The organism is Actinophytocola xinjiangensis (assembly GCF_001921215.1).
GTDB classification, from domain to species: Bacteria; Actinomycetota; Actinomycetes; order Mycobacteriales; family Pseudonocardiaceae; genus Actinophytocola; species Actinophytocola xinjiangensis.
This window is the reverse complement of the sequence record NZ_MSIF01000007.1, coordinates 195,571-219,756: the sequence shown is the minus strand read 5'-3', so window position 1 is coordinate 219,756 and position 24,186 is coordinate 195,571. Positions and strand designations below refer to the sequence as shown.

Annotated in this window: 13 protein-coding genes; 11 read left to right on the top strand and 2 right to left on the bottom strand. The window is 71.9% G+C overall.

Annotated features, from left to right (window positions below; genetic code table 11):
• Position 1: 1 nt before the first annotated feature.
• Both BLA60_RS43320 and BLA60_RS17090 read right to left on the bottom strand, forming a co-directional pair.
• Positions 2 to 145: a hypothetical protein gene (locus tag BLA60_RS43320; RefSeq protein ID WP_154814410.1), complete on the bottom strand. Its 144-nt coding sequence runs from the start codon at positions 143 to 145 to the stop codon at positions 2 to 4.
• Positions 142 to 795 (bottom strand): DUF6338 family protein, encoded by a 654-nt coding sequence (locus tag BLA60_RS17090; protein ID WP_075133882.1) that lies wholly within the window; start codon positions 793 to 795, stop codon positions 142 to 144. Before BLA60_RS17090 ends, BLA60_RS43320 begins: the two co-directional genes overlap by 4 nt.
• Before the next feature lie 114 nt (positions 796 to 909).
• Between BLA60_RS17090 and BLA60_RS17085 the strand changes: the two genes are divergently transcribed.
• The 11 genes from BLA60_RS17085 (at position 910) to BLA60_RS17035 (ending at position 24,185) form a co-directional block, all read left to right on the top strand.
• Complete coding sequence (locus BLA60_RS17085) at positions 910 to 1,731, top strand: DUF4097 family beta strand repeat-containing protein (protein WP_075133881.1); 822 nt, start codon at positions 910 to 912, stop codon at positions 1,729 to 1,731.
• Positions 1,732 to 1,812: 81 nt separating this feature from the next.
• Positions 1,813 to 2,541 (top strand): hypothetical protein, encoded by a 729-nt coding sequence (locus tag BLA60_RS44840; protein ID WP_211288758.1) that lies wholly within the window; start codon positions 1,813 to 1,815, stop codon positions 2,539 to 2,541.
• A 114-nt stretch (positions 2,542 to 2,655) separates the two neighbouring features.
• Entirely contained in the window at positions 2,656 to 3,798 is a 1,143-nt protein-coding gene (locus BLA60_RS17075) for a hypothetical protein (RefSeq protein WP_211288757.1), read from the top strand.
• A complete protein-coding gene (locus BLA60_RS17070) occupies positions 3,795 to 4,484 on the top strand; it encodes a class F sortase (protein WP_162292972.1) in 690 nt (229 codons plus the stop codon). Before BLA60_RS17075 ends, BLA60_RS17070 begins: the two co-directional genes overlap by 4 nt.
• A 725-nt stretch (positions 4,485 to 5,209) precedes the next feature.
• Positions 5,210 to 6,061, top strand: coding sequence for a 3-hydroxyacyl-CoA dehydrogenase family protein (locus BLA60_RS17065; protein ID WP_075133878.1), 852 nt, complete (start codon positions 5,210 to 5,212; stop codon positions 6,059 to 6,061).
• Between the two features lie 23 nt (positions 6,062 to 6,084).
• The gene (locus tag BLA60_RS17060) at positions 6,085 to 7,110 is read left to right on the top strand and encodes an HAD-IIIC family phosphatase (protein ID WP_075133877.1); all 1,026 of its coding nucleotides are present in this window, start codon (positions 6,085 to 6,087) and stop codon (positions 7,108 to 7,110) included.
• Positions 7,111 to 7,126: 16 nt separating this feature from the next.
• On the top strand, positions 7,127 to 7,399 hold the full coding sequence (locus BLA60_RS17055; RefSeq protein ID WP_075133876.1) for a phosphopantetheine-binding protein: 273 nt from the start codon (positions 7,127 to 7,129) through the stop codon (positions 7,397 to 7,399).
• Positions 7,392 to 8,531, top strand: a complete 1,140-nt coding sequence (locus BLA60_RS17050; RefSeq protein WP_075133875.1) for an acyl-CoA dehydrogenase family protein — start codon at positions 7,392 to 7,394, stop codon at positions 8,529 to 8,531. The genes BLA60_RS17055 and BLA60_RS17050 overlap by 8 nt, the downstream gene beginning before the upstream one ends.
• Positions 8,528 to 18,412 (top strand): hybrid non-ribosomal peptide synthetase/type I polyketide synthase, encoded by a 9,885-nt coding sequence (locus BLA60_RS17045; protein ID WP_075133874.1) that lies wholly within the window; start codon positions 8,528 to 8,530, stop codon positions 18,410 to 18,412. Before BLA60_RS17050 ends, BLA60_RS17045 begins: the two co-directional genes overlap by 4 nt.
• Positions 18,409 to 19,662, top strand: coding sequence for an ACP S-malonyltransferase (locus BLA60_RS17040; protein WP_075133873.1), 1,254 nt, complete (start codon positions 18,409 to 18,411; stop codon positions 19,660 to 19,662). The genes BLA60_RS17045 and BLA60_RS17040 overlap by 4 nt, the downstream gene beginning before the upstream one ends.
• Positions 19,659 to 24,185 carry an SDR family NAD(P)-dependent oxidoreductase gene (locus tag BLA60_RS17035; RefSeq protein WP_075133872.1) on the top strand — a complete coding sequence of 1,509 codons (4,527 nt, stop codon included), beginning with the start codon at positions 19,659 to 19,661 and terminating at the stop codon, positions 24,183 to 24,185. The genes BLA60_RS17040 and BLA60_RS17035 overlap by 4 nt, the downstream gene beginning before the upstream one ends.
• The last annotated feature ends 1 nt before the right edge of the window (position 24,186 follow it).

The following is a 24,186-nucleotide window of genomic DNA, read 5'->3' as shown; positions in this document are numbered from 1 at the left end:
GCTACTCCTTCGGGTCGGAGGGTCCGGCCGGCTCCGTCGGTCCCTCGGTGGGTTCGGGGACGTCGTCGTCGGGCGAGTAGCCGCGGTGGTGGTGCTGTTCGTCGATCAGCTCCCGCTCGTACGGGGTGGGTTCCGGGCGGTTCATCGGGGTTCCTCCGGTCGTGTCGGGGACGGCAGCACCAGTTCGAGGACGTCGACGTCGCTGGCGCGCACGTGCAGCCCGCCGCTGTGGGCGATCGGCCGCACGAACCGGCCGTCCCGGTCCATGATCCACGCGGTCTGCAGGTAGATCTCGGCCGGTTGTGGGTAGGAGGTGGCGAACGAGCGGGTGCCGTACCAGCCGCCGGCCCACGCCCCGTCCCGCAGCCGCACCCGCACGAAACACGAGCCGCTGTCGCGGAACATGCTGTCCCAGGCCGTGGGCGTGCCCCGGTAGCGGGCCGCCCGCCGGCCGCGCCGCTGCCACCAGGTGACGCCGCCGGCCGCGCCGGCCGGCACGACGATGAACAGCAGCAGCCCCAGCAGTCCCACCAGCCGCGCCTGGTCGGTGATGCCGTCCCAGCCCCGGGCACCGATCTCGCGGGCCAGGCGCACCAGCGCCGGTCCGGCCACCACCAGGTACAGGGTGTCCAGCAGGATGGAGGCGGCGATCGAGCGCAGTACCCGCTCACCCAGGTCTCGTTCACCGGGGACCGGGCCGCGCCAGCGTTCCCGCAGGAACTGGTAGGTGATCCCGGGAAGCACCACCAGCGCCAGCATTCCCAGCTGGAGCACGGTGGACGGCGCCTGACCCATCTCGTTCTCCCTCCTGACACGGCCCCGCTGGCGGGGTCCGCGCGGTGACAGGCCCGTGTCAGCTGCCACGGCGATCGTTGCTCTCAACGAACAGAACGCCAAGGAGTGATTCCCATGACCGTCTTCGCCACGCCGACCCCCATCACCGCCGCGCTGACCACCGCCGGTGCCCGGGTGCGGGTCACCGCCGGCGAGCGTGCCGACACCATCGTGCGCGTCGAGCCGCTCGACGGCACGAACCGGGCCGACGTGCGGGTCGCCGAGCGCACCGAGGTCGAGCTGACCGAGGGGCGCCTGTCGGTCCGGACGACGAAACCCGGTTCCCGCAACGGTTCGGTGGCCATCACCATCGAGCTGCCGGCCGGTTCCCGGCTGGAGCTGGACACCGCGTGGACCGACCTGCGCGCCAACGGCCCGCTCGGCGACTGTGACCTGAGCGTGTCCTCCGGGCGGGTCGAACTGGACCGGGTCGCGGCGCTGCGCGCCGACCTGGCCGCCGGTGACCTGGTGATCGGCCACGTCGCCGGTGCCGCCACGCTCGACGGTGGCGCGGCCGGGGTGTGCCTGGCCGAGGTCGACGGCCCGATCCGTTACCGGGCCTCGGCGGGCGCGCTCCGGATCGGCCACGCCAGGTCGGCCGTCGACCTGACCGGTGCCAGTGGCAGCTTCGACATCGACCACGCGGATGCGGACGTTGTTGCCAGGGCGGGCCACTGTCCGATCCGGATCGGCCGGCTCACCCGGGGTGTCGCCGACCTCGCCAACGCCGCCGGCGGCATCGAGGTCGGGATCGACGAGCACACCGCCGTCACGGTGAAAGCCAACAGCACCAAGGGAAACGTTCGCGACACGGTGACCGGTACCGGCCCGTTCACCCGGCACGTCGAACTGCGGGCCAGTACCCGCCGGGGTGACATCGTTGTCCGTGGGGCCTGACAGGGTTCCCATACGGGCACCACGGTGCGGGGTCCACCGGTTACGCTCCCGGCGTCGAGAATTCAACCAGGGGGCGTGATCATGACTTACCCGCAGCAGGGGGGATACGGGCCACAGCAGGGCGGCGGCTACGGGCCACCGTCACCTCCCGGCGGCTACGGACAACCACAACCGGGTCCCGGCGGCTACGGCCCGCCGCCCCAGGGCGGAGGTTATGGCCAGTACCCGCCGCCGGGACCGGGCGGTTACGGCCAGTACCCGCCGCCGAGGAAGAACAACACCGGGATGATCGCCGCGTTCGTCGGGGTGGTGGTGGTCGCCGCCGTGACCGTGGTGCTCGTCCTGACGCTCGGCGGTGACGACGACGACTCGACGGCCGACGGCGGAGGCGGCGGCGGGGACACGACCTCCGAGGGATCCGACCTGCCCAACGGGCTTCCTGGCCCCAACGGCGGCGGTTCCGGTGGATCAGGTGACTCCGGTGGTGGTTCCGGTTCCAGTGGCGGTTCCGGTGGTGACGCGTCCCCCGACCAGCTCGCCGAGCTGGTCGTCGAGGTGATCGAGACCCGGGACGAGGACATCATCGACGAGCACGCGTGTTCGCCGGGCGACGCGGACCGGATGAAGTCCGATCTGGCGCAGTTGCAGGGGATGGACGCGAGCGCGTCGGTCGACGACGTCCAGGAGGCCGGCGACGTCGCGCGGGCCATGATCGAGTTGTCGATGAGCGGCGAGGGCACCGCCACGATCGTCGCCGAGATGGAGAACGACGACGGCTGGTGCGTGTCCGCGATTCGGATCCGTTCCTGAGCTGAGTAACCCCAGCCCCACACTGGTGGGGGATTGTGGCGCGCGTTCGTGGCCGACAGGGTGGAGTTGGTCGCTCAACGTGTGTATCCACGACAAGGCTTGGGGCTGGGGCGAATGACCGTGATGGCGAGGCTTGGCGCCGCTGTTCTCGTGACCGGGCTGCTGCTGGTCGGGGCGCCGACCGCGAGCGCCGACGTGCGGATCGGGCTCGGTCACGAGACCAGACCGGCGCAGCCCTACGCCAACAACCCGGACGCGGCGGACTGGATCGGGTCCTACGTCGTGGGCGGGGACCAGGTGTGGTGCGTGCAGTTCGCGTACCTGGCGCCGGACACCAACGAGCAGTACCAGCCGGGCCAGCAGCTGCGGACGAAGTGGGGGACGCCGCTGCCGGCGGACGTGGCGTCGGACATCTCGTACCTGTTGCTGCGCTACGCGGACACCGACAGCGCCGACGAGGCGGCCGCGCTGGCGCATCTGTTGCACAGCTGGACATCCGGCCCGCAGAACCCCGCCCAGCTTGATCCGTCCAACGATTTCCGCCACATCGCCTACGACGCGCCGTTCCACCTGGCGAAGCTCCCGGCCGGGGCGAAGGCCGCGGTGGCCGCGTTGACCGAGGACGCCGCCGCCAACCGTGGCCCGTGGACCGCCTCGGTGGCCGCGCCCGATGGCGCCCAGACGATCGGCACACCGGGCGAGTGGACCTTCGAGGTCCTCAACGCCGCGGGTTCGGGCGTCGGCGCGGTCCCGGTGACGGTCACCGCCGCCGGCGCGACCTTCACCGACCCCACCACCGGCGAACAGGTGGGCACGGCGACGATCCCCACCCCCGAGGACGGCGCCCCGGTCACGGTCGAGGTGACCCCGACCTCCGAAGCCCCCGAGGTCGAGGTTACGCTGGCCGCTCCCGCCGCCGTTCCCGTTGTGCGCCAAGCGGTCGACGTGGACACCCAGCGTGTGGTGAGCACCGGCGGCGAGGAGGAGCTGGTGGCGGCCGGCGACACCACGGCCAGCCCGCCGCCCACCACGACCACCGTCACCACGACAACGACGCCTCCCGAGGTGCCGTCCACGATTCCCGCCGGTGAGTCCCCGCGTCCCGCCGCCGCCCAGGCGGCGCTGACCGACACGCCGACGTCGTCGTCGCTGATCCTGCTGGGCATCGTCGCGGTGGTGGCGGCGGTGTTCGTGGCGCTGCTGCTGGCCCACCTCCCGTCGAGCCGCCGTGGCGGTCGGCACCTGCGTCGCCGGTGAGCGCGCGGCACGCCGCCACGGCCGTGGTGTTGACGGTGGTCGCGTCCTACAGCGCCGTGGTGGCGGTGGGCGGCGCCGCACCGGAGTCCGTGGACGGCGTGCCGGTGTCGACGACGGTCCTCCAGATCGGCGACACCGTCGATCTGCCCGCCGCACCCCGGCAACCGTTACCCACCACCGCGACGCGCCCCCCGCCCGCGCCCCCGTCGTCCTCGGCCTCCCCACCCCCGGCCCCGCCTCCTGCTCCGGCCCAGCGCGCCGGAACGGTGCGCCTGGCCGAGGGCGGCACCGCGACCCTGGTTCCCAGCGAGGTCCGCGACGGCGTTCTCCCCGTGCCTGATGACCTTGATGAGGCAACGTGGTGGGGAGCGTCCCCCGGGGCGGCCAGCGGCGCCACGGTGCTCGCCGGTCACGTGAACTGGAACGGCGCGATCGGTCCGTTCGCCGAGTTGTGGCGCACCAACAAGGGCGACCCGGTGACGATCGTGGACCGGTCCGGCCGCACGTTGCGTTTCCAGGTCACCGAGGTGGTCACCCTGGACAAGGACGAGCTACCCGGCCGCGCCACCGACCTGTTCGGCCAAACCGGAGCCCATCGCCTGGTCCTGGTCACGTGCGGCGGCCGTTGGGTGGGAGGAACCTCCGGCTACGCCGACAACCGAATCATCATCGCCACCCGCCGCTGAAGCAGGCCTTCGCGCGGCACCACCGACACACCACCGATACACCACCGACGTCAACCAGTCTCACATCTGTCGCAAACGAAGGCGTAACTGTTGGGTACGTCGTGTCGTTGGTGGAGTGTTCAACGGGAGTTCGTCGGCGCGGTCATGGGGGAGACCCGGTCACGAAGTGCGCACGACGCAACGCGCACGGTGATCACAACGCGTCCCTGACGTCCGTTTTTGACGTTGTTGCGGTGTTGATGCCCTCGGCCATCAGCACCAACTCTCACCGATCCGGCCTTCTTCGCCTCGGTCACCTGCTAAAGGTTCACCTCAGGCACTGTCACGGAATGGTTGTGGTGGCTCTGACCTGCGGTTGTGTGGGTCCGAAATCGTGATGGAGGCCTTTGTGGACGGATAGAGGCGCATGTCACCCGAATGGACGCAGGCGGCGGTTTCGACCAGCGGTATGCGACCGTTCGGTCTAAGGGTCTGATATTTCCGTGACAGTCGGTTTGACCTTTACAGTGACCAGTGGTCCCGGTACCTTGTGCGCTTACCAAAGTGGAGCTTGGGGGCGTGAACATGATCTGTTGACAGTTGTACCGCTGTTCATCAGGTATTGACGTACAGGGGACGGTGCGGTCAAACCTGAAGCAGATGCATGGATACTCTGTTGGCGGCATTGCGGCAGCAATGCTGTCCTTGTCGTGCGTGCGGACCTTTAGTTGCAAAGGCAATGAGGAATGGCGACAGTTGGAGTTATCGGCGCCGGCGTGATGGGCAAGGACGTGGCCATCACCTGCGCGGCCAACGGATACGACGTGGTTCTCGTCGATCACGACAGTGACGTGACCAGCGCGGTTCCCGGCCAGATCCGTGGGTTGGTTCGAAAATTCCGGATGATGTCGCCGGACGCCAGCGACTGGAAGACCGACGACATCCTGGGCGCCGTCCGCGCCACCACCGACCTCGCCGAGGTGGCCAAGGCGGACTGGGTCGTCGAGAACATCGTCGAGGACCACGCGGCCAAGGAGCGGCTCTACCTGGAGCTTCGTCCGCTGCTCAGCGACGCTACCCGGGTCGCGGTCAACACCAGCTGCATCTCCATCACCAAGCTCGGGGCGCTGCTCGCCGACCCCGGCCAGGTGATCGGGATCCATTTCATGAACCCGGTCCCCCTCCTCGGGGCCGCTGAGGTCGTGCGCGGGTTCCACACCTCCGACGACACCGTTGCCCAGGCGCGCGACTTTGTCGGCACCCTCGGCAAGAAGGCGATCGTCGTCAATGACATGCCGGGGTTCGTGGCGAACCGGCTCTCTCATCTGTTCATGAACGAGGCTGCCTTCCTGGTGGGCGACGGGGTGGCCGAGCCGGAACAGATCGACGCTGTTTTCAAGCTCGGCTACGGGCACAAGATGGGCCCGTTGGAGACCGCCGACCTCATCGGCCTCGATACCGTGGTCAATTCGTTGAACGTTCTTCACGAAGAGTTCCAGGATCCGAAGTTCCGATGTTCCCCCACGTTGAAGAAGATGGTGGCGGCGGGGCTGCTCGGCCGAAAGAGCGGCCAGGGTTTCTATTCCTACGGGCACTGAACAAACTGCGGAGAATCTGTTCGATGAAAATGGCCAAATGTGTGGTGTGGGACCTGGACGACACGCTGTGGCGCGGCACCCTGTCCGCCGGCGACGACGTCGTCCCGCGTGACGGGATCGTCGACCTCGTCAGGACCCTGGACTCGCGGGGGATCCTGCAGTCGGTCGCCAGCAAGAACAACCACGACGACGCGCTGCGCCGGCTCACCGAGCTGGGCCTCGCCGAGTACTTCCTGTACCCCCAGGTGAACTGGAACAGCAAGTCCAGCTCGGTCACCGAGATCCAGAAGCGGCTGAACATCGGGTTCGACACCATCATGTTCGTCGACGACCAGCCGTTCGAGCGCGACGAGGTCTCCTTCGTTCACCCGGACGTGGAGACCGTCGACGCCGCCGACCACCTCACGCTGGCCACCCTGCCCCGCCTCTCACCCGCCGTCGTCACCGAGGACGCCGCCCGCCGCCGCGAGATGTACCTGCAGGACCAGGCGCGCGGCGACGCCGAACTCGGCTACCAGGGCCCGCAGGAGGAGTTCCTGCGCGGCCTGGACATGGTGTTCACCATCGCCCGTGCCGCCGACGGTGACCTGCCGCGCCTGGAGGAGCTCACCGAGCGGACCAACCAGCTCAACTCCACCGGCATCCAGTACTCCTACGACCACCTCGAACGGCTCAGCCGCGACCCCGGCCACGACCTGTGGGTCTGCGAACTGACCGACCGGTACGGCTCGTACGGCAAGATCGGCATGGCCCTGGTCGAGAAGCACGCCGACCGCTGGGTGATCAACCTGCTGCTGATGTCCTGCCGCACGGTGTCCAAGGGCGTCGGCACGGTCCTGCTGTCCTTCCTGCTGCGCCGCGCCGCCGACGAGGGCACCCGGCTGTTCGCGCGGTTCCGCCGCACCGACCGCAACCGGCAGATGCTGCTGACCTACCAGCTGGCCAACTTCCGGGTCGTCGAGCAGGACGGCAGCGACTACCTGTACGAGAACGATCTTTCCGTCCGGCCGGAGTTCCCGGACTACATCCAGGTCGACAGCGACGCATAGCGAGGCGAAGGCGCACATGGCAAACACCGGGGTCACCGACGTACCGGCCAGTATCAGGGGCTACCTGCGGGCGAACATGACCGCGTTCGCCGACGTCGAGTTCAGCGACGAGGACAACATCTTCGAGCAGGGCTTCGTCTCGTCGATGTTCGCGATGCAGCTGCTGCACTACATCGAGTCCACCTTCGACGTCGAGGTGCCCGACGACGGCATCACCCTCAAGAACTTCAGCTCGGTGAGCCGGATGGCCGACCTGGTGGCGCGTCTTCGGACGGCGACCGGTGACTGACGACCTCCTGACCGAGGTCACCGCGTTCGCCGAGACCGTGCTGGCCCCCCGGGCGGCCGAGTTCGACCGGACCGAACGCCTGCCCCGCGAGATCATCACCCGGATGGCCGAGCTCGGCCTGCTCGGCGCGACCGTGCCCGAACGCTGGGGCGGCCTCGGCCTGGACCCGCTGGCCTACGGTGAGCTGACCGAGGTCGTCGGCAAGGCCTGCGCCTCGACCCGCGCGCTGATGACCGTGCACACCTCGCTGGTGTGCCAGACGCTGCTGGAGCTGGGTTCGCGCCGGCTCAAGGAGAAGTACCTGCCGGACCTGGCGCGCGGCACCCGGCTGGGCTGCTTCGCGCTGTCCGAGCCGGGCGCCGGCTCGGACGCGGCGGCGGTCGCCACGACCTACCTGGCCAAGGACGACGGGTTCGTCCTCAACGGACACAAGCGGTGGATCTCGTTCGCCGGGATCGCCGACGTGTTCCTCGTCATCGCCACCGACAACGGCGTGACCAGCGCGTTCCTCGTCGACCGGGACACCCCGGGGGTGGTGATCCGGCCGATGTCGGGCTTCCTGGGCAACCGGGCCACGCACATCGCCGAGGTGCTGTTGACCGACGTGGTCGTCCCCGGCGAGAACCTGGTGTCCAGTGTGGGCGCCGGGTTCAGCTTCGTGGTGAACACCGCGCTGTTCCACGGCCGCTACAGCATCGCGTGGGCCGGGGTGGCGCTGGCGCAGGCCGCGCTGGAGCAGATGTGCTCCTACGCCGCCGGGCGCGAGCAGTTCGGCTCGCCGATCGGCGACCACCAGCTGGTGCGGCGGATGGTCGCCGACGCCCTCACCTCGGTGACCGCCGCCCGGGAGCTGTGCCGGCGGGCCGGGCGGCTGTGTGCCGAGCGCAGCGCGAGCGCCGCCATGGAGACCAACGTCGCCAAGTACTTCTCCTCCACGATCGCCCAGCGCGCGACCGCCGACGCGGTCCAGGTGCTCGGCGGGAACGGCTGCTGGTCGGGCTATCCGGCGGAGCGCCTGTACCGCGAGGCGAAGATCCTCGAGATCATCGAGGGCACCTCGCAGCTGCAACAGATCATGATCGCCGACTTCGCGTACCAGCGGTACGCCAGGAAGAACAAGGTCGCGCCATGAACGCTGTCGAACCCACCGTCGAACCCACCCCGACGTGGCTGCTGGGCGCGGCGACCGAGCGGGAGCTGCGCGCGCTCGCCGGCCGGCTGCACACCCGCCTGTCCGGCGCGGACACCGACCCCTGGGACGTGGCGCGCACGCTGGTCGAGGCCGGCCCGGCCCGCCGCCACCGCGCGGTGGTCCTGGGCGGCACCGACCGGCTGCGGTCGCTGGCCATCGGCGAGCAGGACGCCGGGGTGATCGTCGGCGCGGCCGGTGACCGGACCCGTCCCGCGTTCGTCTTCCCCGGTCAGGGCGCGATCTGGCCCGGCATGGCGGTGGAGCTGCTGGACACCGCTCCGGTGTTCGCCCGCGCGGTGGGGGACTGCGCCGACGCGATCGCCCCGCACGTGGACTGGTCACTGCTCGACGTGCTGCGGGCCGAGGACCCGGCGCACTACGAGATCACCGACGTCCTCCAGCCGGTGCTGTTCGCGATCATGGTCGGGCTGGCGGAGCTGTGGCGCGCGCACGGCGTGTGGCCGCACGCGGTCGTCGGGCACAGCATCGGCGAGGTCGCCGCGGCCTTCGTGTCCGGCGCGATGTCGCTGGACGAGGCGGCGCGGCTGGCGGTGCTGTGGAGCCGGGCCCAGGCCGCGCTGACCGGGCTGGGCGGCGGGATGGCCGTGGTGGCCCTGCCCGAGCACGAGGTGCTGGCCCACTTCGATGGCCGGGGCGACGTCGTGGTGTCCGGGGTGATGGCGCCGAGGTCCTCGGTGGTCTCGGGTGACAGTGACGTGCTGGCCGAGGTGGTGGCGCGGCTGCGGGCCAAGGGCGTGTACGCCGACGTGATGTCGGTGCCGCTGGCCGCGCACTCGCCGAGGGTGGAGGCGCTGCGCGCGGACCTGCTGGCCGCGCTGGGCACGGTCGCGACCTCGACCTCGACGCTGCCGTACTACTCGTCGGTGACCGGCGGCCCGGTCGACACGGCGACCCTCGATGCCGAGTACTGGTTCCGCAACCTGCGCCAGCCGATGCTGTTCGAGCGGGCGGTGAAGGCCCTGCTCGCCGACGGGTACCCGGCGCTGGTCGAGCTGAGCGTCCACCCGGTGCTGACGATGGCGATCCGGCAGAGCGCCGAGTCCGCCGGCGTGGACGCGCCGGTGGTCAACTCGCTGCGCCGCGACGGCCAGAGCCTGGAGCACTTCACCGCGGCGCTGGCCGAGGCGCACGTGCTCGGCGTGGACGTCGACTGGCACCCGGTGCTCGGCGAGCGCGGCACGGTGATCGACCTGCCCGAGCTGACCGCGCCCGCCGGTGACGAGCCGCGGGCCACCCCCGCCAGGAAGGCGGTGGCGCTGCCGGAGCTGGTCTCCGCCCAGGTGGCGGGCGCCCTGGGGATCGGCGTCGAGCTGGACACCGACGCCTACGGCACCAGCCTGTTCGAGCTGGGCTGCACGTCGTTGCAGCTGGTCAAGCTGCAGAGCGGCCTGGCGGCCGAACTGGGCGTGACGCTGGAGAGCACCTTCATCATCGACCACCCGACGGCCTCGGCCCTGGTCGAGGAGCTGTCCCGGCGGCTGGACCCCGGCACGGCCGGCCAGGTGACCCTGGACGAGGAGCCCGAGCGCCCGCGAGCGGAGATCTCCCCGGCCGAGCCGATCGCCGTGGTCGGGATGGCGTTCCGGCTGCCCGGCGGCGTCAACGACCGCGACCAGCTGTGGGCGGCGCTGCGTGACCAGGTCGACCTGGTCGGCGACCTGCCGGCGGGCCGCTGGGACCACAGTGACCTCGACCTGTCCGAGGTGACCACCACCCAGGGCGGTTACCTCGACGGGGTCGACCAGTTCGACCCGTTGTTCTTCAACATCTCCCCGGCCGAGGCCGAGTCGATCGACCCGCAGCAGCGGCTGCTGCTGGAGCTGACCTGGGAGGCGCTGGAGGACGCCGGCCTGGCCCCGGACAGCGCCGGGCGGGACCGCCGGGTCGGCGTGGTCGTCGGGGTGTTCGCCAACGACTACCTCCAGGTGGGCAAGAACCTCGGTTTCCCGGCCGAGCGCTACACCTACACCGGCAACATGGCCAACGCGACGGCCGGCCGGATCTCCTACTGCTATGGCTTCGACGGGCCGAGCACGGCGATCGACGCGGCCTGCGCCTCGTCGCTGTACGCGGTGCACCAGGCCGCCCAGGACCTGCGGTTGGGCAGCTGCGACCTGGTGGTGGCGGCCGGGGTGAACCTGATCCTGAGCCCCGAGGGGCACCTGTCGTTCTCCCGGCTCCAGGCGCTGTCGCCGACGGGTCGTTGCCGCAGTTTCGACAACGGCGCGGACGGCTACATTCGCAGCGAGGGCGCGGCCGTGGTCGTGCTCAAGCGGCTCTCGGACGCCGAACGCGACGGCGACGACGTGCTCGCGGTGATCAGCGGGACGGCGATCAACCACAACGGCCAGGGCGGCGGGTTCACCGTGCCCAGTGGCACCGCCCAGCAGCGTGTGGTGCGCGCGGCGATGGCCCAGGCCGGCGTCGGCATCGACGACGTGTCCTATGTGGAGACCCACGGCTCGGCGACGCCGATCGGTGACCCCCAGGAGGTCAACGCGCTGGCCAGGGTGTTCCAGGGCCGGCGCGCGCCGCTGCGGATCGGCAGCGTCAAGTCGAACATGGGTCACCTGGAGGCGGCGGCCGGCATGGCCGCGCTGTGCAAGGTGATCGTGTCCATGCGCCACGGCCAGTTGCCGGCCACGCTGCACTTCCGTGAGGGCAACCACCTGATCGACTGGGCCAACATCCCCATCGAGGTCGTGGCCGAGCGCACCGACTGGGCCGCGGGCGATGGTCCGCGCCGCGCGGGCATCAGCTCCTTCGGCATCAACGGCAGCAACGCGCACATCGTCGTCGAGGAGCACCGCGCCATCGCCCGGCCGCGGCCGGCGTCCACCGGGCCCAGGCTGCTGCCGCTGTCGGCGAGGTCGGCCCCGGCGCTGCGCACCGCGCTGGCGGACCTGGCCGCGTGGGGCGGCACCGCCGACCTCGGCGACCTCGCGCACACGCTGGGGGAGCGGCGCTCCGCGCTGCGCCACCGCGCGGCGCTGGTGTGCGAGACGGTCGAGGACATCCCGGCGGCGGTGGAGGCGGCGCTGGCCGCGCCGGCGCCCGAGCGTACTGACGGCGGACTGGTCTTCGTGTTCTCCGGCCAGGGCACCCAGTACCCGGGGATGGCCCGCGAACTCTACGACGCGGCGCCCGCGTTCCGGCGCGAGCTGGACGCGATCGACCGCGAGTTCCGCCGGGTCGGGGACGTGTCCCCGGTCGAGGCGATGTTCGGCCAGGACGAGGAGGTCTTCCGCTCGGCCGGACACACCCAGGCGATGATCTTCGCCACCGAGCTGGCGCTGGCCCGCTACTGGCGGGAGCTGGGGATCACCCCGGACGCCGTGCTGGGGCACAGCATCGGCGAGTACGCGGCCGCGTGTTTCGCCTCGGTGATGAGCCTGACCCAGGCCGTCGTGCTGGTCACCCGGCGCGCGCGGGCGGTGTCGGCCCAGGCGGGCGACGGCGGGATGGCGACCCTGCTGTGCTCGCCGGAGCGGGCCGGGGAACTGCTGGCGGCCCACCCCGACGTGGCCGTCGCGGCGGTCAACGCGCCGGAGAACGTCACCGTCGCCGGGCCGGCGGCGAGCCTGGCCGCGCTGGGGAAGGCGGCCCGCAAGCAGCGGATCTTCGTCGAGCGGCTGGACGTCTCGCACGCCTACCACTCGCCGATGATGGCCGGCGCGGCCGAGCAGCTCCACGAGCAGATCCGCCACCAGCACTTCGAGGTGCCGGCGATCCGGTGGATCTCGGCGCGCACCGGCGCGTTCGTCGACACCGCCGAGCCGATCGGCGCGCGGTACTGGAGCGAGCACCTGACCGAGCCGGTGCTGTTCGCGACGGCGGTGGAGACCGCGGTGGCCGACCGCGCCCGGGTGTTCGTGGAGATCGGCGCGACCGCGACGGTCGGCGGGCTGATCGCCCAGCGGTTCCCCGACGAGGTGGTCGTGGTGACCAGCCTGCGCAAGGGCCGCCCCGACGTGCGGCAGGTGCTCGACGGCGCCGCCGAGCTGTGGCGCCACGGCCGGAACCTGAACTGGGCCGCGCTGCCCGGCGAGCGGGGGAACCTGGTCCGCGACCTGCCGCACACCCCGTTCGACCGCCAGCGGGTCTGGTACAAGGACGGGAACCCCGCTCCCGCCACCGTGTCCCGCCCGGCGGAACCGGTACGCACGGTCGAGCGCACGGTCGAGCCAACGGTCGACCGGACGGCCCAGCGGGCGGCGGTCAGCGACTTCGTGCGCCAGTGCCTGACCCAGATCACCGGCGTGTCGGCCGAGGCCATCGACGAGTCCGAGCAGCTGTTCTCGCTGGGTATCGACTCGCTGATGCTGGTCCAGCTGGGCAAGCGCCTGGAGGACCGCTACGACATCGAGATCCCGATCCGGGCGTTCTTCGAGTCGCTGCACACCCCGGGTCTGCTGGTCGACTTCGTCCAGGAGAACCGGCCGGCCGAACCCGAGCCGGCACCGGAACCCGTTGTCGCCCAGCCGGTCCCGGTTCCGACAACGGCCCCGGTCCCGGCAATGGCCCCCGCCGCCGCGAGCTCGCCGCTGGAGGAGGTCATCCGGGGTCAGCTGGCGATCATGGAGCAGCAGCTGAAGGTGCTCTCCGCCGCCGCCCCGGCGCCCGCCCCCGAGGCCCCGGCCCCCGCCCGCCAGCAGCGGCCCACCCGCCGCGTCGGCAGCCACACCAACAACATCGAGCTGGCCGGTGACCGGCTCACCGACCAGCAGGCGGCCTTCGTCCGCGACTTCGTCGCCCGGTACACCGCGCGGACCCCGAACTCCCGGGACTACACCGCCGAGCACCGCGAGACCCTCGCCGACTGGATCGCCTCGCTGAACTTCAACCCCAGCCTCAAGGAGACGGTCTACCCGATGGTCTCCGCGCGCTCGAAGGGCGCGCTGTTCTGGGACATCGACGGCAACGAGTACGTGGACACCGCCATCGGCTACGGCGTCCACTTCTTCGGCCACCAGCCCGACTTCATCGTCGACGCCGTCCGCGAGCGGCTGGAGACCGGCTACGAGCTCGGCCCGCAGAACCGCGACGCCGGTGAGGTCGCCGAGCTGATCCACGAGCTGGCCGGCGCCGAGCGGGTGGCGTTCTGCAACACCGGCACCGAGGCGGTGATGGTGTCGGTGCGGCTGGCCCGCGCGGTCAGCGGCCGGGACAAGGTCGTGCGGTTCATCTCCTCCTTCCACGGCAGCTCCGACGGCGTGCTGGCCGAGGCCGACGGCGAGGAGAGCATCCCCACCTCGATCGGCATCCCCCAGTCCATGGTGGACGACACGGTGGTGCTCACCTACGGCAGCCCCGAGGCCCTGGACCGCATCCGGGCGCTGGGCGGTGACCTGGCGGCCGTGCTGGTCGAGCCGGTGCAGACCCGCAACCCGTCGGTGCAACCCCGCGAGTTCCTGCACGAGCTGCGCCGGATCTGCACCGAGCACGGCATCGCGCTGATCTTCGACGAGATGGTCGTCGGGTTCCGGGTGGCACTGGGCGGCGCCCAGGAGTACTTCGGTGTCGAGTCGGACATGTCGCTGTACGGCAAGCTGGTCGGCGGCGGCATGCCGATCGGCATCGTCGCCGGCAAACGCCGGTACCTGGACGCGGTCGACGGCGGCGCGTGGTCCGATGTGGACGACACGGTGCCGGCGGTGCCGACGACGTTCTTCGCCGGCACGTTCTGCAAGCACCCGTTGGCGATGGCCTCCTGCAAGGCCGTGCTGACCTACCTGCGGGACAACGGCGCGGTGGAACTGCCGGCGCTCAACGAGTTCACCACCGAGTTCGCCCGGCTGGCCAACGCCTACTTCGAGGCCGACGACGTTCCGCTGCGGGTCGTGCACTTCGCCTCGCAGTACCGGTTCGAGACGGTCGTCCCGCGCGACATGTCGGACCTGGCGTTCACCCTCAACCTGTTCTTCAAGCTGCTGATGCACCACGGCATCTACATCTGGGAGCGGCGCACCGCCTACTTCTCCCTGGCGCACACCACCGAGCACCGCGACCGCATCCTGGCGGCGATCCGGGCGGCGGTGCACGACCTGCGCGCGGGCGGGTTCGACTTCCGCCGCGCCGGGTCGACCGCCGCGCGGGGCGAGATCGGGCTGACCGTCACGGACACCGACGCCGTGTCCGAACAGGAGAAGCGGGTCTACGTGCTGTCGCGGATGCGCGGCGGCAACGAGGCGTACCAGATCCTGGTCGGCCTGCGTTTCGACAGCCCCCCGGACCTGGAGCGGCTCGACGCGGCGTTCGCGGCCGTCGCCGCCCGGCACGAGAAGCTGCGCGCCCACTACGAGATCGACGCCACCGACATCCGGGCCAGGGTGGCCGACACGGTCGTCCCCGAACGGCACCTGTTCGACCACACGCGTGAGGACGTGGTCGAGGTGATGAACCGCCCGTTCGACCTGGCGACCGCGCCGCTGTGGCGCTACGGCGTGGTCGTCGACGAGGACGGCACGCACCACCTGGTGCTCTGCCTGCACCACATCATCGCCGACGGCGCCTCGGTCGACATCATCCTCAACGACCTCGCCGCCCACCTCGCCGACGGCGCGCTGCCCCCGGTGCCCTCCACCGGCTACGCCGGGTACGTGCGGGCCCAGGCCGGCGCGGCGCTGGCACCCGGCCGCGACGAGCACCGCCGGTGGTGGCTCGACCAGTTCGCCACCCTGCCCCCGGCGCTGAGCCTGCCGACCGACTCGCCGCACCCGGTGGTCAACGACTTCGGCGGCGACCACTACTACTTCCGCGTCGACCCAGAGCTGCACCGGGCGAGCGCCGGGGTCATCGAGCGGGCGCGGACCACGCCGTTCGTGTTCCACCTGACGCTGTGGTCGGTGCTGCTGGCCAAGGCCACCGGCGCCGAGGACCTGTGCGTCGGTGTCCCGCTGGACCAGCGGGTCAGCGGGTCGTTCGACGAGACCGTCGGGATGTTCGCCCAGTCGCTGCCGCTGCGGATCCGCCCCCGGGCGCAGGCCACCGTCGCCGAGCTGCTGCGCGAGGTGCGTGACCTGAGCCTGACGGCCGTCGAGCACGCGGCGTACTCCTACGACGAGCTGGTCGGCGAGCTGGACCTGGCCCGCGAGTACCACCGCAACGCGCTGTTCGACGTGATGTTCACCTTCACCAACGCGCGCGGCCGGGTGCACCGCTTCGGTGACGCGACGGCCGTCAGCGAGGACTTCGGTGTCCCGCACTCGATGCTGGCGCTGAACTTCGAGCTGACCGAACGCGACGGTGGCCTGTACGGCGACCTCACCCACTCGTCGGTCTACGACCGGGCGCGGATGGCCGACCTGGTGGACCAGTACACGGTGTTGCTGGCGGCGGTCGTGGCCGACCCCGAGCGGACGGTCGGCGACCTGCTCCAGGTCGACCCCGCCACCCGGGACCGTCTGCTGGCCCAGGGCACCGGCCCGGTGGTCGAGCCGGTGCCGGAGCTGGCGGAGCTGCTCGACGCGGCCTTCGCCGCGCACACCGGGCAGCCGGCGATCCGCTACCTCGGCGCGGAGATCACCTACGCCGAGCTGGCCGACCGGGTCGAGCGCTACGCGGCGCTGCTCCAGGGGCGCGGTGTCGGCCGGGGCGCGGTGGTGGGGCTGGCGCTGCCACCCTCGCCGGAGCTGCTGGTGCTGATGCTGGCGGTCAGCCGGGTGGGCGCGGCCTGGCACACGATGGACGTCCACGACCCGGTCCGGCGACTGCGCACCATGATCGACACCGCCGAGCCGGTGCTGGTGGTCTGCCCGGCCGAGCTGGCCGAGGCGCTGGACCTGGGTGACCGGGCGCTGACCCCGCCGCAGTCGCCGCCGCCGGGGATCCCCACCCCGGTGCCCGCCGAGGCCGGTGACCTGGCCTACGTCATCTTCACCTCCGGCTCGACCGGCGCGCCCAAAGGCGTGACGCAGACCAGGGGAGCGCTGGCGAACTTCCTGGTCGGCCTGCCCGGTGAGCTGGGCTGGGAGCAGAACCGGGCGGTGGCCTGCCTGACCACGCCCTCGTTCGACATCTTCCTGCTGGAGACCCTGCTGACGCTGGTCACCGGCGGCACGGTGGTGCTGGCCGACGAGACGCGGGTGCGGACCCCGGCCGGGATCGCCGAGTTCGTCACGCAGGGCAGGGTCGACTACCTGCAGGTGACCCCGTCGCGGCTGCGGCTGCTGTTCGCCGACCCGTCGGCGGCCGACACCGCACTGTCCCAGTTGGACAAGCTGGTCGTCGGTGGCGAGGGTTTCCCGCAGGACCTGCTGCCCGCGCTGGGCGAGCACCCGTCGCTGGGCGTGTACAACGTCTACGGCCCGACCGAGACCTGTATCTGGTCCAGCGTCAAGGACCTGTCCCACGGCGGGCCGGTGAGCATCGGCACGCCCATCGCCAACACCACGTTCCTCGTGCTCGACGACCAGCTGCGGCTGCTGCCGGAGGGGACGCCGGGCAACCTGTGGATCGGCGGGCACGGTGTGTCGCCCGGCTACGTCGGCCGGCCCGACCTGACCGCGGAACGCTTCCGGGACAACCCCTTCGGCGAGGGCCGGATCTACCTCACCGGCGATCGCGCGCTGTGGCGCGACGGCGAGGCGCACTGCCTGGGCCGGGTCGACGACCAGGTCAAGATCCGGGGCTACCGGGTGGAACTGGGCGAGATCGAGCTGGCGATCACCGGCCACGACCAGGTCGCCGCCGCGGCCGTGATCGTCCAGGACGCGCCGGGCGGCGCCCAGGTCATGCGGGGCTTCTACCGGGTGCTCGACGACGCGTCGGTCACGCCGGAGGAGCTGCGCGAGTGGCTGGCCGGCAGCCTCACCGACTACATGGTCCCGGCCACGCTCACCGAGGTGGCCGACATCCCGATGACCACCAGCGGCAAGGTCGACCGGGCGGCGCTCGCCTCGGTCGCGCCGGACGCCCCCGAGCCCGACACCCAGACGCCGTCGGGCATCACCGCGGACCTGGTGGCGGCCTGGCGCACGGTGCTCGGCGACGTGCGGATCGGCTACGACGACAGCTTCTTCGACCTGGGCGGCAACTCCTTCAGCCTGGTGCTGCTGCTGGAGGAACTGCACCAGCTGTTCCCCGGCATGCTCGACGTGAGCGACCTGTTCGCCAACCCGACGATCTCCCGGCTGCGCCACCACCTCGACCGGCGTGCCTTCACCGATGCCCAGATCTCCGGGATCGGTCTGCGCCTGCCGGCCGACTGGTTCACCGACGGTGGATCCGACGGCCGGGTGAGCGCCGAACTGCCCGAGCGGACCAGGCTGGCGCTGCGCCGGCTGAGCGCCGACGGCGCCGGGACCCCGGTCGCGCTGACCAACGTCACCCTCGCCGTGACCCTCGGCAAGCTGCTCGGGCGCGAGGACGTCACGCTGTGCGTGGTGGACGGTCCGCGCGGCGCGGCCGTCGTCCGGCTGAACCTGGCCGGCCGCACCGACATCGCGCAGGTCCTCGACGACTACCGCGCCCAGCTCGACAGCGTGGACCGCGTCGGCCTGGACCGGCTCGCCCCGCACCGGGGATCCGGCGGCGAGGTCACCGTGGCCTGTGTGGACACCGCGCGGGCCGGCGAGGCCGACCTGCTCGGCCATTTCGACCTCGTGCTCGGCGTTGACCTGGCCGAACCGGCCACGCTGACGCTCGACCACGGACGCGATCTTGACCCGGAGCACGCGGAACGCCTGCTGAGCGGCCATCTCCGGCTCCTGGGCGCGTTGGGTGCGCACACCGCGCCCGAAGACCCGGCTGACACCGAACCAGGGCGGCCCCACGTGGCGAAGGAGAAGGTCCAGTTATGAACGATCTGGTGATCGTGTTCCCGGGACAGGGTTCCCAGTTCACGGGCATGGGCAAGCACTGGTACGACGAGCACGCCGCCGTTCGTGACCGGTTCGCGCGGGCCTCCGACCTCCTCGGCTACTCGCTGCCGGACCTGTGCTTCACCGCGCCGCCGGCCGAGCTGACCAGGACCCGGCACGCTCAGGTGTCGCTGCTGGTGCTCAGCTACGCCCTGTACGAGGTGCTGACCGAGGGCCGCGAGGTCCCGGTGACGGCCATGACCGGCCACAGCCTGGGGGAGATCACCGCCCTGCTGGCCGCCGGCGCACTGTCCTTCGAGGACGCCGTGCGGCTGGTCAGCGCGCGCGGTGAGGCGATGGAGACCTGCGCCGCGCGGCGCGCCACCGGGATGGTCGCCGCGGTGCGGGTGCCGGTCGCCGACGTGGAGCGGCACGTCGCCGAGTTCAACGCCGAGGGTCACGACGTCCAGGTCGCCAACTACAACTCGCCGACCCAGACCGTCCTGTCCGGCACCACCGAGGACCTCGCGGAGCTGACCACCTACCTGGAGGACCGGGGCGCGAAGGTCGCGAAGCTGAACGTGGCCGGTGCCTTCCACAGCACCCACATGGCCGGCGCGCTCCCGGTGTTCACCGAGGCCCTGGACGCCGTCGAGATCACCGAGCCCCGGATTCCGGTGTACAGCAACGTGACCGGCCGGCCGCACGAGGACCCGGCGGCCATCCGCCGGGCGCTGGCCGTGCAGCTGACCAGCCCGGTGCGCTGGAGCGAGATCACCGACGCGTTGGTGGCCAACAGGACCCGGCTGTGGATCGAGGTCGGTCCCAAGCAGGTGCTGAAGAAGATGCTGGTCCCGGTGGTCGGCTCGGGCGAGGTGCTCAACCTGGACGAGGACCCCGAGGCCGTGTACGCGGCGGTGGCGCGGGTCGTGGAGGCCAAGCGGCGCGAGCCGAGCCTGGTCGGTCTGTGCATGGGTGCCGCGGCCGCCACCCGCAACCGCAACTTCGACAACGACGAGTACCGCGAGGGCGTCATCGCGCCCTACCGCCGGCTCCAGGAGCTCGACCAGGCCACCCAGGACGGCGCCGAGCTGTCCGACGACGACCGGCGCGAGGCCGTCGAGCTGCTGACGACGATCATGGCGACCAAGCGGGTGCCCGAGGACGAGCAGCGCGACCGGCTCGACACGATCCTGCGCCGCACCGGCGACGCCGGGCTGCTCGCCACCGCGCAGGCCCACCGCGCATGACCTCCCTGCTCGGTCTCGGTGACCTCGACCTGACCCGGCTGCCGGACGACTCCGACGTCCGGGTCACCCGCTCCAGCCCGCGACGCAAGGCCGAACCCGTCGCGATCATCGGGATGAGCGGGCGGATCGGCGCCGCGGCGAACCTGGCGGAGTTCTGGTCGGGGTTGCTGCGCGGTGAGGAGTTCTACGGCGGGCTGTCCGCGCGCCGCCGCGCCGACATCGACGCCTACCTGGCCGCCAGGGGGGTGCCGCTGCCCATCGCCGAGCAGCGCTACGCGGGCGGCACCCGGCTGCCCAGCCTCGACGAGTTCGACCACCGGTTCTTCTCGCTCTCGCGCCAGGAGGCCAAGGCGATCGACCCCAACCAGCGGGTCTTCCTGGAGACCGCGTGGGCCGCGCTGGAGGACTCCGGCTACCTGAGCGCGGACCTCGGCGGCGGCCGGGTCGGGGTCTACGCCGGCATGTCGGCCGACTTCGGCGAGGACTACCGGGCGATGGTGCGGGCGATCACGCCGGACGCCTCCGAGGTCGCCGTCGCCGGCAACATCCGCTCGATGATCGCCAGCCGGATCGCCTACCTGCTGGACCTGCGGGGGCCGTCGCTGCTGGTGGACACCGCCTGCTCGTCGGGTCTGGTGGCCGCCTACACCGCCTACCGGGCCATCCAGAACGGCGAGTGCTCGCTGGCGATCGTCGGCGCGGTGAAGTGTGACCTGGTGCCGGTGGACGCCGACGGCGAGTCCGGGGTGGGCACCATCGACATCGGCGACACCCTGGCCGGTGACCGGCACACCCGCACGTTCGACCGCAAGTGCGACGGCACCAGCGCGGCCGAGGGCTGTGTGGTGTTCGTGCTCAAGTCGCTGGAGCGGGCGCGGCGCGACGGCGACCACGTGCACGCCGTGATCATGGGCGGCGCGGTCAACCAGGACGGCGCGTCCAACGGGATCACCGCGCCCAACGCGCAGGCCCAGGCCGACCTGATCACCGAGGCGCTGGCCGACGCGGGCGTCGGCGCCGAGCAGATCAGCTTCATCGAGGCCCACGGGACCGCCACCAGGCTGGGTGACCCGGTGGAGATCAGCGGCATCGACCGGGCGTTCTCCCGGCAGACCGCGCGCAAACAGTTCTGCGGCATCGGCACGGTCAAGACCAACATCGGTCACCTGGACAACGCGTCGGGCCTGGCGGGGCTGGCGAAGCTGGTGCTCTCGCTGCGTCACCGGACCCTGCCGGCCAGCCTCAACTTCGAGGAGCCCAACCAGAACATCTCCTTCCCCGGGACGGCCCTGTTCGTCAACGACCGCACGGTGGCGTGGCCGGCCGACGAGCGGGAGACGCTGTACGCGGGGATCAACAGCTTCGGGCTCAGCGGCACCAACTGCCACCTCGTGGTGCGCGGCCCCGACCCGGTGCCGCCCCGCGACCAGGCCCCGGAGCGCCCGGCGGACTGCCACCTGCTGCCGTTGAGCGCGCGGACCCCGACGGCCCTGCACCGGCTGGCCGAGAGCTACCGGGACGTCGTGACCACCGGCGGCGTCCACCCGGCGGACCTCACGTTCACCGCGTCCACCGGGCGGCTGCACCACGGCGTGCGGGCGGCGTTCGTCTTCGGGTCCACCGAGGAGCTGGGCGCGCTGCTCACGCGGTTCCTGGCCGGCGGGGACGACCCGGACGTGCGCACCGGCGAGTTCCGGCTGGCCGTCGACAAGCGCGACCCTCGGGATCTGCTCGCGGCCGAACGCGACCAGCTCGACCGCGAGGCCAGCGAGCTGGCGGCCCGCTCGACCACCGACCGGGAGATCCTGCGGGGCCTGGCCGACCGCTACGTCCGGGGCGCCGACCTGGCGTGGCGTGACCTCGCCCGCGACGGCGCCCGCCGGGTGCCGCTGCCCACCTACCCGTTCGAGCGCACCCGCTGCTGGGTGGAGGCCGACCGGGCCGGCGGCGGACTGCTCGACGACGCCACGTTCGTCCGGTCGCTGGGCCGTGACCTGGTGATCTGCCGGCTCGGCCCGCGGCGGCGCTGGGAGTTGGCCGAGCACCGCATCCACGGCGTGAGCGTGCTGCCGGGCACCGGCCTGGTGGAGATGATGGTGTCCGCGGCCCGCCGGCTCGGCCTGGCCGGGCCCGCGCTGACGCTGCGCCGCGTCCAGTTCGCGGCGCCGCTGGCGGTCCCCGACGGCCAGGATCGGGAGGTCCACCTGGTCCTCGACCACGGCGCGCACGACGTGTCGGTGACCGTCGCCAGCCGGGCCGGCGACGGCGACGAGTGGGTGGTCAACGCGACCGCCGAGCTGGGCCCCGGCCAGGACGCGCCGGCCCCGGTCGACCTCGACGTCCTCGGGGCGCGGCTGTCGCGGGAGCTGGTCGAACCGACCGAGTTCGACAGCGCCAAGGGCCTGGAGGTCAGCGACCGCTGGACGGCGACCCTGCTCGGCGGCCGCGCCGACGAGTCCGCCGACGAGCTGCTCTACGAGTTCGAGCTGCCGGCGGCCTACCAGGCCGAGATCGCCGACTACGCCCTGCACCCCTCGCTGTTCGACACGGTGATCAACGCGCCGAGCAACGTCTACGACCAGCAGCGGCTCTACCTGCCGTTCTCCTACGGCACGCTGCGTGTCCACGACTCGCTGCCGGCCAGGGTCCTCGCTCATTTCCGCAAGCGTCCGGAGTCGGTCGACGGCACGCTGCACGCCTTCGACGTCACCGTCACCGACCCGGCCGGGCGGGTGCTGCTGTCGGTCGACAACTACTGCGTCAAGTCAGCCGAGGGCGCGGCCGTGCGCGGCGGCGACTACGGGTACGTCCAACGGTTCCGGCCCGCCGACGGGCCGGCCGCGCACCGGGGCCGGGGCACGGTCCTGCTCCTGGGCACGGCCGGCGAGCTGGCCGGCGCGTTCGCCAGCGCCGGCTACGACTGTGTGCACGTCCCGGACCCCGACACCGCCCCCGGCCCGGAGGCCGGTCGCGAGTTCGCCCTCGGGGTGCTGGCCTGCTGGCCGACCGGGGACGACACGACCATGGCCGACCGCGTGGCCCGGCCGGTCGAGCGGGCGCTCGCGCTGCTGACGCTGGTCTCCGCCCAGCGCTGGACGTTCACCGGCGGGCTGGTCACGCTGACCCGCGAGGCGCTGGCCGTCACCGGCGAGGAGACCGGCCTTGACCCCGGCCAGGCCGGCGTGCTGGGCCTGATGCGGGTGGCCGCCCTGGAGTACGCCACCCTGGGCCTGCGCGCGGTCGACACCGACTGGGCCACCGCCTCGACCGCGCTGGTGGCCGAGGCCGGCGGCGCCGACCGGCCGCCGCTGCTGCTCTACCGCGACGGCACACCGTTCGAGCCGCACGTGCTCCGCCACCCGGTGACGGTCGGCGGTGCCGCCCGGCCCCTGCCGGCCGACGGCGCGATCGTCGTGTCCGGTGGGACCGGTGACCTGGGCACCGTCGTCGCCGGGGACCTGGCCCGGCGGGGCGCGCGGCGGCTGGTGCTGCTGGGCTCGGACGACACCGACCGCACCCGTCCGGAGTGGACGGCGCTGGCCGCCGACCTCGACGCGTTCGAGGTGCTGCGGCTGGACCTGGCCGACCAGGACGCGGTCGACGCGGCCATCCGGGGCGTGCGGGAACGGCACGGCCGGGTCAGCGGCGTGCTGCACCTGGCCGGGCGGCCGGGCGCGGGTTTCCTGTACACCAAGGACACCGCCGAGTTCCTGCGCGTCTACCGGCCCAAGGCGCTGGGCGCGGTGCACCTGCACGAGGCGACCCTGGTCGACGAGCCGGACTTCTTCGTCCTGTTCTCCAGCATCGCCACGCTGCTGCTCAACCAGGGCCAGGCCGACTACACGGCGGCGAACCTGGTGCTCGACGGCCTGGCCGACCGCCGCGCGGGCGAGGGCCTGACCGCACTGAGCGTGCAGTGGCCGGCGTGGCGGGAGACCGGCATCGCCCGGCGGATGGACGCCGCCGACGAGGACGAGGCGTTCCCCCCGCTGGACACCGCCGAGGCGCTGGCGCTGCTGAGCGCCCTGCTGGGCGCCCGGGACCTGCCGTCCTCGGTGATGCCCGGCCGCGCCCGCACCGCCGCCCGGCCCACCCGCACCACCGCCACGTCCCGTCCGGCGGGCGGACGCCAGGTCGTGCTGCACGGGCTGGACGAGGTCGGCGACGCCGAGCGGGCCGTCGCCGAGATCTGGGCGCAGGCACTGGACATCGACGCCATCGACGTCCACGACGACTTCGCGGCGCTTGGCGGCAACTCGCTGCTGACCGCCGCCGTGCTCAAGCTCTACGACCAGCGCTTCCCCGCGCTGATCGACATCACCGACCTGTTCCGCTACACCACGGTCGCCGAGCAGGCGGCCTGTCTGCGGGAACGGCTGGGGACCGGCCAGGACGCGCCGGCGGCGACACCACCACCGGCGGCCTCGACGGCCGCCGACGACATCGACTCACTTCTTGACCTGTTCGCACCGGACTCCGGGGACCGGCGGGACAGCTCCGAGGAACGGACACGACGTGGATAGT

What these genes read in the sequence shown, in the direction of transcription:
- BLA60_RS43320 (WP_154814410.1), bottom strand. Translation starts at nt 145, where the DNA reads ATGAACCGCCCGGAACCCACCCCGTACGAGCGGGAGCTGATCGACGAA.
- BLA60_RS17090 (WP_075133882.1), bottom strand. Translation starts at nt 795, where the DNA reads ATGGGTCAGGCGCCGTCCACCGTGCTCCAGCTGGGAATGCTGGCGCTG.
- BLA60_RS17085 (WP_075133881.1), top strand. Translation starts at nt 910, where the DNA reads ATGACCGTCTTCGCCACGCCGACCCCCATCACCGCCGCGCTGACCACC.
- BLA60_RS44840 (WP_211288758.1), top strand. Translation starts at nt 1,813, where the DNA reads ATGACTTACCCGCAGCAGGGGGGATACGGGCCACAGCAGGGCGGCGGC.
- BLA60_RS17075 (WP_211288757.1), top strand. Translation starts at nt 2,656, where the DNA reads ATGACCGTGATGGCGAGGCTTGGCGCCGCTGTTCTCGTGACCGGGCTG.
- BLA60_RS17065 (WP_075133878.1), top strand. Translation starts at nt 5,210, where the DNA reads ATGGCGACAGTTGGAGTTATCGGCGCCGGCGTGATGGGCAAGGACGTG.
- BLA60_RS17060 (WP_075133877.1), top strand. Translation starts at nt 6,085, where the DNA reads ATGAAAATGGCCAAATGTGTGGTGTGGGACCTGGACGACACGCTGTGG.
- BLA60_RS17055 (WP_075133876.1), top strand. Translation starts at nt 7,127, where the DNA reads ATGGCAAACACCGGGGTCACCGACGTACCGGCCAGTATCAGGGGCTAC.
- BLA60_RS17045 (WP_075133874.1), top strand. Translation starts at nt 8,528, where the DNA reads ATGAACGCTGTCGAACCCACCGTCGAACCCACCCCGACGTGGCTGCTG.
- BLA60_RS17040 (WP_075133873.1), top strand. Translation starts at nt 18,409, where the DNA reads ATGAACGATCTGGTGATCGTGTTCCCGGGACAGGGTTCCCAGTTCACG.
- BLA60_RS17035 (WP_075133872.1), top strand. Translation starts at nt 19,659, where the DNA reads ATGACCTCCCTGCTCGGTCTCGGTGACCTCGACCTGACCCGGCTGCCG.